At 73.6% G+C, this 14,159-nt stretch carries 11 protein-coding genes; all 11 read right to left on the reverse strand.

Annotated elements, in window-relative coordinates; translation table 11 throughout:
* Positions 1-49: 49 nt before the first annotated feature.
* The 11 genes from ppdK to ybeY all read right to left on the reverse strand — a co-directional run bounded on the left by ppdK (position 50) and on the right by ybeY (position 14,096).
* On the reverse strand, positions 50-2,761 hold the full coding sequence (gene ppdK / locus DYI95_RS10760) for a pyruvate, phosphate dikinase (protein WP_116899792.1): 2,712 nt from the start codon (positions 2,759-2,761) through the stop codon (positions 50-52).
* Positions 2,742-3,572, reverse strand: a complete 831-nt coding sequence (locus tag DYI95_RS10765; RefSeq protein ID WP_116899791.1) for a pyruvate, water dikinase regulatory protein — start codon at positions 3,570-3,572, stop codon at positions 2,742-2,744. Before DYI95_RS10765 ends, ppdK begins: the two co-directional genes overlap by 20 nt.
* Before the next feature lie 102 nt (positions 3,573-3,674).
* Positions 3,675-5,900: a glycine--tRNA ligase subunit beta gene (glyS, locus tag DYI95_RS10770; protein WP_116899790.1), complete on the reverse strand. Its 2,226-nt coding sequence runs from the start codon at positions 5,898-5,900 to the stop codon at positions 3,675-3,677.
* A 55-nt stretch (positions 5,901-5,955) separates the two neighbouring features.
* The gene (glyQ, locus tag DYI95_RS10775; protein WP_116899789.1) at positions 5,956-6,885 is read right to left on the reverse strand and encodes a glycine--tRNA ligase subunit alpha; all 930 of its coding nucleotides are present in this window, start codon (positions 6,883-6,885) and stop codon (positions 5,956-5,958) included.
* Between the two features lie 646 nt (positions 6,886-7,531).
* On the reverse strand, positions 7,532-8,119 hold the full coding sequence (locus DYI95_RS10780) for a DUF4342 domain-containing protein (RefSeq protein ID WP_116899788.1): 588 nt from the start codon (positions 8,117-8,119) through the stop codon (positions 7,532-7,534).
* A 28-nt stretch (positions 8,120-8,147) separates the two neighbouring features.
* Positions 8,148-9,062, reverse strand: coding sequence for a DNA repair protein RecO (recO, locus tag DYI95_RS10785; RefSeq protein WP_116899787.1), 915 nt, complete (start codon positions 9,060-9,062; stop codon positions 8,148-8,150).
* 93 nt (positions 9,063-9,155) lie between these two features.
* The gene (mgtE, locus tag DYI95_RS10790; RefSeq protein ID WP_116899786.1) at positions 9,156-10,568 is read right to left on the reverse strand and encodes a magnesium transporter; all 1,413 of its coding nucleotides are present in this window, start codon (positions 10,566-10,568) and stop codon (positions 9,156-9,158) included.
* Positions 10,569-10,577: 9 nt separating this feature from the next.
* Complete coding sequence (gene era / locus DYI95_RS10795; protein ID WP_116899785.1) at positions 10,578-11,615, reverse strand: GTPase Era; 1,038 nt, start codon at positions 11,613-11,615, stop codon at positions 10,578-10,580.
* A 25-nt stretch (positions 11,616-11,640) separates the two neighbouring features.
* A complete protein-coding gene (locus DYI95_RS10800; RefSeq protein WP_116899784.1) occupies positions 11,641-12,864 on the reverse strand; it encodes a DUF3048 domain-containing protein in 1,224 nt (407 codons plus the stop codon).
* 141 nt (positions 12,865-13,005) lie between these two features.
* The gene (locus DYI95_RS10805) at positions 13,006-13,566 is read right to left on the reverse strand and encodes a diacylglycerol kinase family protein (RefSeq protein WP_116899783.1); all 561 of its coding nucleotides are present in this window, start codon (positions 13,564-13,566) and stop codon (positions 13,006-13,008) included.
* Positions 13,563-14,096, reverse strand: a complete 534-nt coding sequence (gene ybeY, locus DYI95_RS10810; protein ID WP_116899893.1) for an rRNA maturation RNase YbeY — start codon at positions 14,094-14,096, stop codon at positions 13,563-13,565. The genes DYI95_RS10805 and ybeY overlap by 4 nt, the downstream gene beginning before the upstream one ends.
* Positions 14,097-14,159 lie beyond the last annotated feature (63 nt).

Raw genomic sequence — 14,159 nt, forward strand, 5'->3', positions numbered from 1 at the left:
CCGGACGGCGATCTGTGCTGCCTCGCCCTGCGTGACGATCGGGGCTGCCTCACCCTTCGCCCCCGCCGCCCCCGCTGCCGCCTTCCTCCACCGCCGCCCGGCCCGCCGCCAGCCGGGCGATGAGCACGCGGAAGGGCGAGCAGCTGACGTAGTCCAGCCCCGCCCGGTGGCAGAAGGCGATGGACGCCGGATCGCCGCCGTGCTCGCCGCAGATGCCCACCTTGAGGTCGGGCCGGGCCTGGCGGCCGTCGGCCACGGCCAGCTGGATCAGCCGCCCCACCCCGGCGGCGTCCAGGGACACGAAGGGGTTCTCGGGCAGGATCTTCTCCGCCAGGTAGTGGTGGAGGAACTTGCCCTCGGCGTCGTCGCGGCTGAAGCCGAAGGTGGTCTGGGTCAGGTCGTTGGTCCCGAAGGAGAAGAACTCGGCCACCTGGGCGATCTCGCCCGCCGTCAGGGCGGCCCGCGGCACCTCGATCATGGTGCCGATCCGGACCTTGAGTTCCAGGCCCGTCTCCGCCTCCACCTCCCGGCGCACCGCCTCGATGCGCTCCCGCAAGAAGGCCAGCTCCCGCACGTGGGCCACCAGCGGGATCATGATCTCCGGCCGGGCGTCCACGCCGCGGCGCCGCAGGTTGGCCGTGGCCCAGAAGATGGCCCGGGCCTGCATCTCGTACACCTCGGGGAAGGTGATGCCCAGGCGGCAGCCGCGGTGGCCCAGCATGGGGTTGGCCTCGTGCAGGGCCCGCACCTTGCGCAGGAGCTCGCGGCGTTCCTCCAGCCGGGCCGGGTCGCCGCCCTCCAGCTCCAGCCGCGTCACCTCCACCAGCAGTTCCTCCAGGGAGGGCAGGAACTCGTGCAGCGGCGGGTCCAGCAGCCGGATGGTCACCGGCAGCCCGGCCATGGCCTCCAGAATGCCTTCGAAGTCGGATTGCTGCATCGCCGCCAGCTCGGCCAGGGCCGCCTCCCGCTCCTCCCGGGTCTCGGCCAGGATCATGCGCTGGACGGCGGGCAGCCGCTCGGGACCCATGAACATGTGCTCGGTCCGGCAGAGGCCGATGCCCTCGGCGCCAAACTCCCGGGCCCGGCGGGCGTCTTCCGGCGTGTCGGCGTTGGCCAGCACCCCCAGCCGCCGCGCCTGGTCCGCCCACTCCAGGAGCTGCCGGAACTCCGGCGACAGCTCCGGTTCCACCAGCGGCACCTGGCCGGCGAACACCCGGCCCGTGGCCCCGTCGATGGTGATCACGTCGCCCTTGCGGAAGACCCGACCGCCCACCTGGAACTCTTCCCGTTCCAGGTCGATGCGCAGCGCCTCGCAGCCGCAGACGGCGGGCTTGCCCATGCCGCGGGCCACCACGGCGGCGTGGCTGGTCATGCCGCCGCGGCTGGTCAGCACCCCCTGGGCCGCCACGATGCCGTGGATGTCGTCGGGCGTGGTCTCGGGCCGAACCAGGATGACCGCCTGGCCCTCCCGCCCCAGCCGTTCCGCCTCATCGGCGTCGAAGACGATGGCGCCCACCGCCGCCCCCGGCGAGGCGGGCAGGCCCTGGGCCAGCGGCTCCACCGCGACGTTGGGGTCCACGTGCTTGTGCAAGAGGCGGGCCACCTGGTCGGGGTCGACCCGCAAAAGGGCCGTTTCCCGGTCGATCAGGCCCTCCTGCACCATGTCATAGGCGATGCGCACCGCCGCGGCTGCCGTCCGCTTGCCGCTGCGGGTCTGCAAGAGGAAGAGCCGGCCGCGGTCGACCGTAAACTCGATGTCCTGCATGTCCCGGTAGTGCTGCTCCAGGCGCTGGGCCACCTGCTCCAGCTGCCGGTAGAGGTCGGGGCGCTCATCCTTGAGGCGGGCGATGGGCTCCGGCGTGCGGATGCCCGCCACCACGTCCTCCCCCTGGGCATTGGGAAGGTACTCGCCATACAGCTCGCGGGCACCCGTGGAGGGGTTGCGGGTGAACATCACGCCGGTGCCCGAGTCGGGCCCCGTGTTGCCGAAGACCATGGCCTGGACGTTGACGCCCGTGCCCAGGTCGTCGGGGATCTTGTGGATGCGGCGGTAGACCTTGGCCCGCTCGTTGTTCCAGGAGTCGAACACGGCCCGGATGGCCAGCTCCAGCTGCTGCCGCGGGTCCTGGGGGAAGTCGCGGCCGGCCTCCTCCCGGACGATGCCCTTGAAGGTCTCCACCAACCGCTCCAGTTCCTGGGCCGGCAGCTCGTGGTCGAACCGGACGCCCCGCCGCTGCCGGGCCGCCTCCAGGGCGTGCTCGAAGCGGGCGGCGGGCACCCGCAGCACCACGTCGCCGAACATCTGGATCAGCCGCCGGTAGCAGTCGAAGGCAAAGCGCGGGTCCCCCGTCTCCCGGGCCAGTCCCTGCACCGCCTGGTCGTTGATCCCCAGGTTGAGGATGGTGTCCATCATCCCCGGCATGGAGACGGGCGCCCCCGAGCGCACCGACACCAGCAGGGGCCGCTCCGGATCGCCGAAGCGGCGGCCGATCTCCCCCTCGAGCCGCGCCAGCTGCTGCTCCACCTGCTCCATGAGGCCGGGCGGGAACGCCCCGCCGGCGGCCAGGTAGGCCTTGCAGGCCTCGGTGGTGATGGTGAAGCCCGGCGGGACGGGCAGGCCGATGCGGGTCATCTCGGCCAGGTTGGCGCCCTTGCCGCCCAGGAGGGCCCGGCCGGCCCCCGCTCCCTCGTCGAAGAAGTAGACCCACCGCCGCGGCGCCGCCTGGGGCTGGGCCGCGGGCTCAGCGGTCCCCGTGCTCATGGCGCTCCCCCTTCGCCAGGATCTGCAGCACCGTGTTGGCCGTCTCCTCCACGGCCTTGTTGGTCACGTCGATGACGGGGCAGCCCAGCTCCCGGAAGATCCGCTGGGCATAGGCCAGTTCTTCCTGGATCCGTTGCAGGCTGCCGTAGCTGGAGTCCTCATCCAGGCCGATGGCCTTGAGCCGCTCCCGCCGGATCCGCTGCAGGGCATCGGGCCGGATGATCAGGCCCACCAGCCGGTTTCGCGGTACTTTATACAATTCCGGCGGCGGCTCTACCTCCGGGATCAGGGGCACATTGGCCACTTTGTACATGCGGTGGGCCAGGTACATGCTGACTGGCGTTTTGGAGGTCCGGGAGACGCCCAGCAACACGATGTCCGCCTGGAGCAGGCCGCGGGGATCCTTGCCGTCGTCGTACTTGACGGCGAACTCCACGGCTTCCACCCGCCGGAAGTACTCCTCGTCCAGGCGGTGGCGCAGGCCGGGCTGCAGCCGCGGCGGGCGCTCCGCCACCCGCATCCAGGCCGCCATCATCGGCCCCATGATGTCGACCACGGGGATCCCCGCCGCCTCGGCCTTTTCGTTCAGCGCCCGGCGCAGGTCTTCCAGGATCAGGGTGTGGACGATCAGGCTGCGCTGTTCGCGGCGAGCCCGCTCCACGATCTCGTCGACGGTCTCCATGCGATCCACGTAGGGGAAGCGGTAGAAGGTCGCGCGATGACCGTTGAACTGGCTGGCCGCCGCCCGGGCCACCAGCTCGGCGGTCTCGCCCAGGGAATCGGAGACGATGAACACCACCGGTTCTGCCACCAGGTTCCCCCTCCCCCGGCCATCGGGTGTCAGGATTGGACATCCTGGCGCCAATCCCTGGTGCCGGCAGCCCGGGCTCCAGCGGCTGGCGGCCGGGCCGGGCTAGACGCCGGCCGCCAGCTCCCCGAGGGCCGCCACCCGGCCGGCCAGGCCGGCCACCCGCTTCAGCAAGGCGAGGCGGTTGGCCCGGAGGGCCGGATCTTCCGCCATCACCAGCACCCGGTCGAGGAAGGCGTCGACGGCGGGCCGCAGCCCGGCGATGGCCTGGAAGTAGGCGCCATAATCCCGGGCCGCCAGGGCCTCCTCCACCTGCCCGGCGGCCGCCTGCACGGCGGCGTAGAGCGCCTGCTCCTCGGGCTCCCGGAACAGGGCCGGGTCGACGGCGTCCGCCTCCGCCCGCCCGGCCAGGTTGGCCGCCCGCCGGTGGACGGTCAGCACGTCGGCAGCCAGGGGCGAGGCCACCAGTTCCGCCACCGCCCGGGCCCGCGCCCAGACCCCGGGCACGTCGCGGGCGTCGACCGCCAGCACCGCCTGGATGACGTCGTGGGCGTAACCTGCCTCGGCCAGCAGCCCGCGCAGCCGCGCCACCAGGAAGTCCAGCAGCCTGGCCCTGACCTCGCCCGGGTCGAACCGCACTTCCACCGCCGGCGACGCCACGGGCGGCAGGTAGCCGGCCAGGGCCTGATCCAGCAGGACATCTAGAGGGGGCAGCGACGGGTGGCCCGATCCGGTTGCGCCCGTGCCGGCGGGCGTTCCGGCGCCGCCTCCCGTCCGGCCCGCCGGCCCTTGCGCCGCGGGCCCGGCCAGCAGTCGGAGCAGGCCCACCCCCGCCCGGCGCAGGCCGTAGGGGTCCTGGGAGCCCGTGGGTTCCAGGCCCGCGGCGAAGCAACCGGCCAGGGTGTCGGCCCGGTCGGCGATGGCTAACAAGAGCCCCGGCCGAGTGGACGGCAGCGGCTCGTCGTCCCCGCCCCGCGGCAGGTACTGCTCGGCCAGGGCCTCGGCGACCGCCGCCGGCTCGCCGTCCAGCAGAGCGTACTGCCGCCCCATGCGGCCCGCCAGCTCGGTGAACTCGTAGACCAGGGCGGCGACCAGGTCGGCCTTGGCCAGGTGGGCCGCCCGGGCCGCCTGCTCCCGCTCCGGCGCCGGCAGGTCCAGTCGCTCCGCCAGCCATCCCACCAGCCGCTCCAGCCGCCGCGTCTTGTCCAGCAAGGTGCCCAGGCCCGGGAGGAAGGAGACCCGCTCCAGGTCTGCCACCCGGTCCGCCAGCCGCCGCTGCCGGTCCTGCTGGAAGAAGAACCGGGCGTCGGCCAGCCGGGCGCGGATCACCCGCTCGTTCCCCTGCCGCACCGTCTGAAGGTGCCGCTCGTCGCCGTTGCGGACGGCGATGAAGTAGGGCATCAGGCGGCTCTCCCCCGGCTGCCGCACGGGGAAGTAGCGCTGGTGGACCTTCATGGTGGTGACCAGCACGTCCCGCGGCAGCTCCAGCATCTCGGCGGCGAAGGAGCCTGCAAAAGCCGTCGGGTACTCCACCAGGTCGACCACCTCATCCAGCAGCTCGGGGTCGATCTCCGCCTCGCCCCCCACGGCCGCAGCCACCGCCTGCGCCTGCTCCACGATCCGCTGCCGCCGCTCCTCGGGATCGACCACCACGTAGGCTTGCGCCAGCCGGCGGCGGTACTCGTCTTCCGCCGCCGAGGCCAGTTCCACCGCCTCCGGATGGAGGAACCGGTGACCGTAACTCACCCGCCCTGCCCGCACCCCGGCGAAGGAGACCGGCAGCACCTCCTCGCCCAGCAGGGCCACCAGCCAGTGGACGGGGCGGATGAACCGGTGCTCGCCGGCCCCCCAGCGCATGGTGCGGCGGAACTCAAGGCCGCCCAGGACGGCCGGCAGCAACTCCGCCAGCACCTCCGCCGCAGGCCGCCCCTGGTGGACCTTGCGGGCGAAGACGTACTCGCCCTGGGGGGTCTGGCGCACCACCAGCTGGCTCACCTCAACCCCCTGGCTGCGGGCAAAGCCCAGGGCCGCCGGCGCCGGCTCGCCGCCCGGACCGAAGGCCGCGGCCCGGGACGGCCCCCGGACCCACTCCTCCCGGGCCTCCTGCCGCGGTGACAGCCCCTGCACCACCAGGGTGAGCCGGCGCGGGGTTCCCAGGGACCGCACCACCTCATACGTCAGGCCCGCCTCCGCCAGGGCCGTGCCGGCCCGCTCCGCCAGCTGGCGGCGAGCCTCCCCGCAGTCGCCGGCAGGGATCTCCTCGCACCCCACCTCGACCAGAAGATCGAGACGCTGGTCCATCTCAGACTGGTCCATCTCACGCTGGTCCATCGTCCTGGCTCCTTCCCCCGACGATTTGCGCTGTCAACCCCGGGCCCTTCCCGGATCAGCCCGCCGCCGGACCGGAGGCCGGTTCGTCCCCGGGGGCGGAGCCGGCACCCCAGGCTCCGGCTTGCAGCAGCGGGTAGCCCAGCCGCTCCCGCTGGGCCAGGTAGGCCTCGGCCGCCTTGCGGGCCAGGGCCCGCACCCGCCCCAGCAGCGCGGTGCGCTCGCTGGCGCTGACGGCATTGCGGGCCTCCAGCACGTTGAACAGGTGGGAGCACTTGAGCACGTAGTCGTAACCGGGCAGGGCGAGGCCCTGGTCCAGGGCGCGGGCGGCCTCCCGGGCGGCATCGTCGAACCAGCGGCGGAGCATGTCCACGTCGGCATGCTCGAAGCTGTAGGCCGAGTGCTCGTACTCCGCCATGCGGAACATCTCGCCGTAGGTCACGCCGTCGACCCAGCGGATGTCGAAGACGGTGTCCACCCCCTGCAGGTAGGTGGCGATGCGCTCCAGGCCGTAGGTGAGCTCGACCGACACGGGCTTGCACTCGAAACCCGCCACCTGCTGGAAGTAGGTGAACTGGGTGATCTCCATGCCGTCCAGCCAGACCTCCCAGCCCAGGCCCCAGGCGCCGCCGCTGGGCCACTCCCAGTTGTCCTCGACGAAGCGGATGTCGTGCTCCAGGGGCTCGATGCCCAGGGCCCTCAGGCTGCCCAGGTAGAGCTCCTGCACGTCCGGCGGGGACGGCTTGAGGATCACCTGGTACTGCCAGTGCTGGTAGAGCCGGTTGGGATTCTCGCCGTAACGCCCGTCGGCGGGCCGGCGGGACGGCTCCACGTAGGCCACCCGCCACGGCTCGGGACCCAGGGCGCGGAAGAAGGTCAGGGGGTTCATGGTGCCGGCCCCCGTCTCCACGTCGTAGGGCATGGCCAGCACGCACCCCTGCTCGGCCCAGTACTGGTTGAGCCGGAGGATCATCTGCTGGAAGTCCACCGGGACATCCCTCCTGTGGCACGAAAATTAAATGTGGCACGAAAATCAAAGGCCGCCCGCCCCCTCAGGGACGGGCGGCCCCTGGCCCCCGCGGTTCCACCCTGATTGGTCCACCGGCGCCCCCCGCCGGCGGCGGCTGCGGACGAACCCGGCCCCGGGCCCGCCACGCCCCTCGACGGGCACCGCACCGGCCGCCGCTTCCCGCCCCGCAGGCGAGCAGCCCGGCAAACCCACCTCACTCCGTGCGGGCTTTACTCGGCAGAGGACGGCCTCCGCAGCCCCGGGGCACCGCCATGATCCCGATGGTCCTGCCCCGCCTCCGGGATGCTGCTCTCATGCGCCGCCTCCGCCTTTCCTCCCGCGGGCTCAGGGGCGCCTTCCCCCGGGGTCCGGGCCGGCCTTCCACCCTCGCCGGCTCGCTGCCACCAGAAGGACCGGGGTACTCCTCCCCTTCATCGCCTCACAACGACCGGCCGGCCGCCGGCAGCCTGGCTGCCGGCATGCCCGCCGGCCGGACGGTCAAGGTCCATTCCGCCGGTCTCGGCAAAACAGGCACCGTATGGCGATTCCGCCCGGAAGTTCCCTCATTCGGCGACGCCGGGTGGAATCCTCCCGGCGGTGGGGCTCGCTCGGGCCGGCGCGCCCATCAGTGGCGGGGTCCCGGATCCTGGGTCCCGCCCGCCGCCCCGTCGCCCGGGGAATCCCAGCCGGCGCTGCCCCCGTAGGTGCCGCCCTCACCGTAGCCGCCCGCCGGGCCGCCGGCCGCACCCGGGCCCGTGCCGGTCTCGCCCCAGCCGCCGGCCCCGGCCGGGCCCGCACCCCCGGTGCCGACCGTTCCCTGGCCGGCTCCGGCGGTGCCGTCGTTGCGGCGTTCCACCACGATGGTCGCCCGGGTGACCAGGGCCGCGATGACGCCCACCACCGCCAGCATGGGCGCCAGCAGCGCCCCCAGGGCACCCACGGTGACGGGCAGCTCCACCAGGGTCTGCCCGTCCTGGTTGCGGATGACGATGCGGCGCACGTTACCCTCGTTGATCAGCTGCCGCACCCGGTCAACCAGCTCGGCCCCCTGGACCTGGATCCGCTCCTGCCAGGTGTTGCGGCGGGACTCCTCCTCCAGGCGGATCAGGGCCTCCACCACGTCCCCGCCGCACTGGTCCAGAAGCTCCTTGGCCCGGCGGTAGCTGACCCCGGCCCGCTCCCTCAGGATATCGATCTTCTCCAGCTCGCTCACCCGCTTCACCCCCTTGGGTCACGACCGGCTAGCGGTCTGCGCTCGCCCCGGGTGCCGGCGGCCCCGCCGGCGGCTGCACCGGTGGGGCCGCCCGCGGCGCCGCCGGCGGCTCTCCCGCCGGCAGCATCGTTGCTTCATCCAGTATTGCCAAAATGCCGGCCGATCGAAAGGGCCGGCCCAGGTGGTAGACCAGGTGGGTCTGGGTCACCTCCGCCGCCCGGGCCAGGGTCGCCGGCGCCGGCCGCAGCCGGGCCGCCAGCTGGGGGTTCAGCCGCCCGGCCAGGCGCAGCACCTGCCAGGTGGCGGGGTCCAGGGACAGGGCCGCCGGCCGGCCCGGCCGGCACCTTCGGCAGAGGGCGCCGCCCATCTCGGCGCTGTAACCCGCGGGCATGGCTCCTTCTCCAGGCGCCGACGGCGGGCCTCCACCGGCGCCGCGCCCGCCCGGCAGCACCAGCGGCCGCCCGCAGTCCTGGCAGGCCTCCAGCTGGATGCCCAGGCCGGCCAGATCGAGCAGCCTGAGCTCCGCATAGCGCAGCCAGAGCCCCTGGGCCACGCGGTCGGCCGGGGCCGCCGCCAGCCCCCGCAGCACCGCCAGCAGCACGGGGAAGACCCCGGGGCTCGGTGCCCCTTCATGGGTGAACGCCTCGGCCAGCTCGGCCACGTAGGCGGCGGCCGCCAGGGCCTCCAGGCTCCCCCGCAGGCCGGCGTGGGCGTCCAGCACCTGGACCTGGCTTACCCCGTCCAGGGAGCGCCCTTTCCACAGGAGGAACCGGCTGTAGGTGTAGGGCTGCACCCCGGCCGCCAGGGAACTGCGCGGGCGGCGCACCCCCTTGGCCAGCACGGTGCGGCGGGTCCCGTCCCGGTCCACCAGGGTGACCAGGCGGTCCCGCTCGCCGTACTCCCTGGTCCTGAGCACGATCCCTTCCACGCTGTAGAGGGGCATGCCGCCCACCTCCCCGGCCCGGGCGGGCTGCGTGGGGCCCGGTTGGGATGGCACCACGAGGGCCGCTCCGCGCCTGGTCGCCCGGCGGCGCTATCAGCCCGCGACGCGGAACAGCAGCCACGTGGCGGTGAGAAAGTACACCAGGGTGCCCACCACGTCCAGGGTGGTGGTGACGAAGGGGCCCGACGCCACGGCCGGGTCGACCCGCAGCCCGTGCAGGGCCAGGGGCACCACCACGCCGATGGCCGCCGCCACCAGGGTGTTGAGCCCCATGGCCGTCCCCACCGTCACCGCCACCGCGCCGTTGCCCAGCACCGCGTAGACCAGGCCGGTGCTGGTCAGCGCCAGCACCAGCGCCAGGAGCAACCCCACCTGCAGCTCCCGCCCCAGGACCCGCAGCGCTTCGCCGCGGGCGATCTCCCCCGTGGCCAGCCCCCGCACCGCCGTGGCCAGGGACTGGGTGCCCACGTTGCCCGCGGTGGCCGCCAGCAGGGGGATGAAGTAGGCCAGCTCCGCCACCCGCTCCAGGGTGCCCTCAAACCCCTGGATCACCTTCGCCACCACCAGCTCGCCCAGCAAGAGGCCGACCAGCCAGGGCAGGCGCAGGCGGGCCCGCAGCCAGGAGGTGCCGGCCGCCGCCCCCTCGGGCGTGGCGGTCAGCCGGTAGATGTCCTCGCTGGCCTCCTCCTCCAGCACGTCGACCACGTCGTCCACGGTGACGATGCCCAGGATCCGCCCCTCGGCATCGACCACCGGCACCGCCAGCAGGTCGTACTTGGCCACCACCCGGGCGACCTCTTCCTGGTCCATGTCCGGCGGCACCGTCACCACGCGGGTGCGCATGATGCGGCGGATGGGGGTGTCTGGCGGCGCCACGATGAGCTCCCGCAGGGAGAGGACTCCCTGCAGCCGCTCCTCCCGGTCCACCACGTAGACGTAATAGATCGTTTCCGCGTCGGGAGCCAGCCGGCGCAGGGCGTCGATAGCCTCGGCGGCGGTAAGGTCGTCCTGCAGGGCAACGAACTCGGTGGTCATCAAGCCGCCGGCGGTGTCGTCCAGGTATGCCAGCAGGGACCGCACGTCCGCCGCTTCCCGGTCGCGGAGCAGCCTCAGCAGGTCGACCGCCCGCTGGGGCGGCAGCTCGCCCAGCAGGTCCGCCACCTCGTCGCTGGACATCTCCTCCAGGACGGCCCCGGCCCGCTGGCGGTCCAGGACCGCCAGGATCTCCGACTGGACCGGCGCCGGCAGCTCCTCCACCACCAGGGCGGCCTGCTCCGGCCGAAGCCACCCCAGCAGCCGGGCCCGGAGGGCCGGCTCCTGGCTCAGGACGAACTCGGCCAGGTCCGCCGGGTGCAGCTCGCCGGCCAGCCGTGCCGCCGCCGCCGCATCGCCGTCCTGTACGGCCCGGGCCAGCTGCTCCTGCCAGGGAGCTGCCGCACCGGCGGTGGCGGGGCCGGCCGGTGCGTTCCGGCGTCTCCGCTGCCCGTTCCCTTCCGCCTGCGCCACCGGACCACCTCACTGGTGGAAGCCGAAGTTGCTCAGGGCGCCCTGCTTGTTCCTCCAGTCGGGCTTGACCTTGACCCACAGGTCCAGGTAGATCCGGGAGCCCAGCAGGGCCTCGATCTCGAGCCGCGCCAGGCGCCCGATCTCCTTCAGCATGCGGCCCTGCTCCCCGATCAGGATGCGCTTCTGCCCCTCCCGCTCCACGTAGATGGTGGCGGGCACGTAGACCACCCCGTTGGGCCGGCGTTCCACCTTTTCGATCTGCACCGCCACCGCGTGGGGCACCTCTTCCCGGGTCAGGTGAAGGATCTGCTCCCGGATGAGCTCCGCCATGATCTGAGCCTCGGGCTGGTCGGTCACCATATCCTCGGGGAAGAACCGGGGCCCCTCCGGCAGCAGGCCCTCCAGGGTCCCAACCAGCTCGGCGACGCCGACCCCGTGCAGGGCGGAGACGGGGTGGACCGCGGCAAAGGTACCCAGCTCCGCAAAGCGGGCTGCGATGGCCGGCACCTCCCCCGGGGCCACCTGGTCGATCTTGTTGACCACCAGGACCCGCGGCGTCTTGAGACCGGCCAGCTGCTCGGCGATGAACCGGTCACCCGGCCCCGGTTCCCGGTCCGGAGCCTCCACCAGCCAGCAGACGGCCTCCACCTCCTGGAGAGTGCGGCGGGCGATCTGGACCATGTGCTCGCCCAGCAGGTGCTGGGGCTTGTGGATGCCCGGCGTGTCGACGAAGACCAGCTGGGCCCCGGGCCGGTTGAGCACCCCCAGGATCCGGGTCCGGGTGGTCTGGGGCTTGTCGGACATGATGGCGATCTTCCGCCCGATCAGCTGGTTGAGCAGGGTCGACTTGCCCACGTTGGGCCGGCCGATCAGGGCGACGAAGCCCGAACGGAAACCCTGGACGCGGGCACCCGGAGCGGGATGGGCGCCCGGCCCGCCCGGAGCGCCGGGCGGGTCCGGCCGGCGCTCGTGGGGCTCGTGGGGCGACTCGCCGGCTCCGGCCCGGCCAGGGGCCGGCGACTCCTGCCCCGGTCCACCGGTTGTCATGCGCCATCCCTCCTCTCTGCCCGGGCTAGTTGCCCGCCGGCGCCTGGCGGTTGTCCGTTTCGCCGGCGGCGTCCGGCCCCTGGTCCGGCCCCTGGATCTCCACCCGGGTGGACGTGGGAACCAGGTGGACCCAGACCGGACCGGGCACCAGGGTCACGGGCTGGCCGCCGGCCTCCAGCCAGCGGGTAGGTGCGGCAGCAGACGGCTTCTCCCAGCGCCCCTCCCGCCACCGCCCGCCGGTGGCGATGAGCAGGCGCCCGGAACCGGTCACCTCCACGTCCAGCCGCCCGGCCGCATCGCCGGCGATGGGCCGGGACGGGACGTACTGGATCAGCAGGCTCGCCGGCGCCAGGGGCTGCCCGGTCTCCTCGGCCGTATGGGGGCCGAAGGCGGTCTCCCGCCGGAAGCCTTGCCCCGTCCACCGGTAGCGCACCCACCCCTGGCGCCAGCCGGGCCAGTGGATGACCAGTTCCTCTACCTCCTGGCCCGCCGGACGGGCTCCGGGGTCCAGGAAGGTGAAGGGGGCGGCCGGCGGCTGCGCCGTGACGGCCCAGCCGCGTTCTTCCGCGGCCGCCACGGCCACCGGCAAGGATGCATAAAGATTATGGGGCATCGCCCGGCCGTTGTCCCGGGTGAAGACCCGCCGTCCCCCGCCCCGGGGATCGGAGCGGACGCCGTCCAGGTCATCCAGGCCGCTGGCCCCGATGCGGGCATAGTGCTGGGGGCTGCCGCCGGCGTGGACGTACAGGGCATCCCATTCGGCCGCCAGGTCCAGAAAATAGTGGCGCGAGCTGCGCACGGGCCCCACCCGCTCCGGCCGCTGGGTGACGAACAGGGCCAGCAGGCGGGTGATGCCGCCTTCCGCGGGCACCTCATACACCAGATCGGCCGCCGCCAGTCCCGCCTGGGGGCGGGCGTCAGGATGGTTGTCGATGCTGGCCAGGATCGGGCGCTGCTCCAGGAGGGCCGGGTCGTCGAGCGGCAGGCCCGTCAGCGGGTTCACCGCCGCCGGCGGCGTTGGGGCGGGTTCGGCCGGTCCGGGGGGTGGTGGCGATGGCGGGGCCGTGGCCGGCCCCGACCGGCTGCACGCGGGAAGGACCAGCGCCACGCCGGCCAGGATCAGCATGGCCAGGGCCAGGACCGGGCCCGGGACGAGCCTCCGGCCGGGGTGAAGGTGCGGGACGGCGGGCCGGCGACCGGCCCGCTCCGGCGACGGCGGCAGGGATGGCTCGCGCGGTGACGGCGGCAAGGGTGTCTCCTCCTCCCGTCAGGCTGGAATGGGATGGCCGCTTTGCGGCTCCGCCGGCGCGTCCCCCTGGCACCCGCGGTGGTCCCAGGCAGGTCCCGGCGGCGACCGGCGAACGGCGGGGGACGGCCCGGCCGGGCCAGCCTACCGGGCCGGCCGGCGGGCACCTGCCCGCCGCCGGTCCCGTGCAGGGGGGCGGGGGACCGGTTCGTCCCGGGTCGCCCGGCGAACGCCCAGGGAGCTCACGGCGAAATACAGCGCAGGGAGCAGGGGCAAGAGCCGCCAGGGCGCTTCCCGGGCGTGGGCCAGGAACAGGCCGGGGAGCTGCAGCAGCCCCTCACCCAGCACCACCACCCCCGTCAGGGTGGCCAGCAGGGCGGCCGCCAGCACGGCCCCCGCGGCCACATCCTTGACCCGGCCGGCCAGAGGCCGGAACTCCTCCGTGGCCAGGTCCACCGCCCCTTCGATGGCCGTGTTGAGCCACTCCAGCAGGATGACCATCCCGGCCGCCAGGATCAGGACGGCCCACTGCCAGGACGCGGCCCCGAGCCACCAGGCGGCGGTGAAGAGCAGCGTGGCGGCAGCGAAGTGCAGGCGCATGTTGGCCTCGGTGGCCCAGATCCAGCGGAAGCCGGCCCACGCGTAGCGGAAGGACTCGGCCAGGGTGCCGGCCCGGCCGAAGCTGGGCCGCCGGCCGCCCGTCATGGCCGGCTCAGCCCGCAGGCGGCCAGCGCCGCTTCCGCCTTCTCGTGCATGCGCCGCTCGCCCTCCGCGTCGGGGTGGTCGTAGCCCAGCAGGTGGAGCACACCGTGGGCCAGCAGGTAGGCCACCTCCCGGTCCAGGGAGTGGCCGTAATCCCGGGCCTGGGCCGCCGCCCGCTCCAGGGAGATCACCACGTCACCCAGGGGCACCGGCTCCGGCCCGGGCGCCACCTGGGCGGGGACGGCCGGCTCCCGCACCAGCGCGGCCACCTCGTCCGAGTCCAGCTGAGGAAAGGAGAGCACGTCGGTGGGCGCGTCCTTGCCTCGGTAACGCCGGTTGAGTTCCTGAATGGCCACGTCGTCGACGAAGGTGAGGGAGACCTCCACGGGGACCCCAAGGCCCTCGGCCGCCAGCAGGCGGCCCACCACCGCCGGCAGGAGGCGATCCCAGTGGGGTGGCACGGCCAGCCGGTCCTGGTGGTTGTCCATCGCCAGCACGGGCTGGGACGGCACGGCGCCGCCATCCTGGTGCATCCCGTTCCCTCCTGCTTCGTTGCCTCCGGCCGGGCCGCCCCAGGCCGGCCGGACTCCCCTCTC

Source organism: Thermaerobacter sp. PB12/4term (assembly GCF_003403315.2).
Classification (GTDB): Bacteria; Bacillota; Sulfobacillia; order Thermaerobacterales; family Thermaerobacteraceae; genus Thermaerobacter.

Excerpts from the sequence above, each read along its gene's own strand:
- ppdK (WP_116899792.1), bottom strand. The coding sequence starts at position 2,761 with ATGAGCACGGGGACCGCTGAGCCCGCGGCCCAGCCCCAGGCGGCGCCG.
- DYI95_RS10805 (WP_116899783.1), bottom strand. The coding sequence starts at position 13,566 with ATGACGGGCGGCCGGCGGCCCAGCTTCGGCCGGGCCGGCACCCTGGCC.
- glyS (WP_116899790.1), bottom strand. The coding sequence starts at position 5,900 with ATGGACCAGCGTGAGATGGACCAGTCTGAGATGGACCAGCGTCTCGAT.
- recO (WP_116899787.1), bottom strand. The coding sequence starts at position 9,062 with ATGCCCCTCTACAGCGTGGAAGGGATCGTGCTCAGGACCAGGGAGTAC.
- ybeY (WP_116899893.1), bottom strand. The coding sequence starts at position 14,096 with ATGCACCAGGATGGCGGCGCCGTGCCGTCCCAGCCCGTGCTGGCGATG.
- era (WP_116899785.1), bottom strand. The coding sequence starts at position 11,615 with ATGACAACCGGTGGACCGGGGCAGGAGTCGCCGGCCCCTGGCCGGGCC.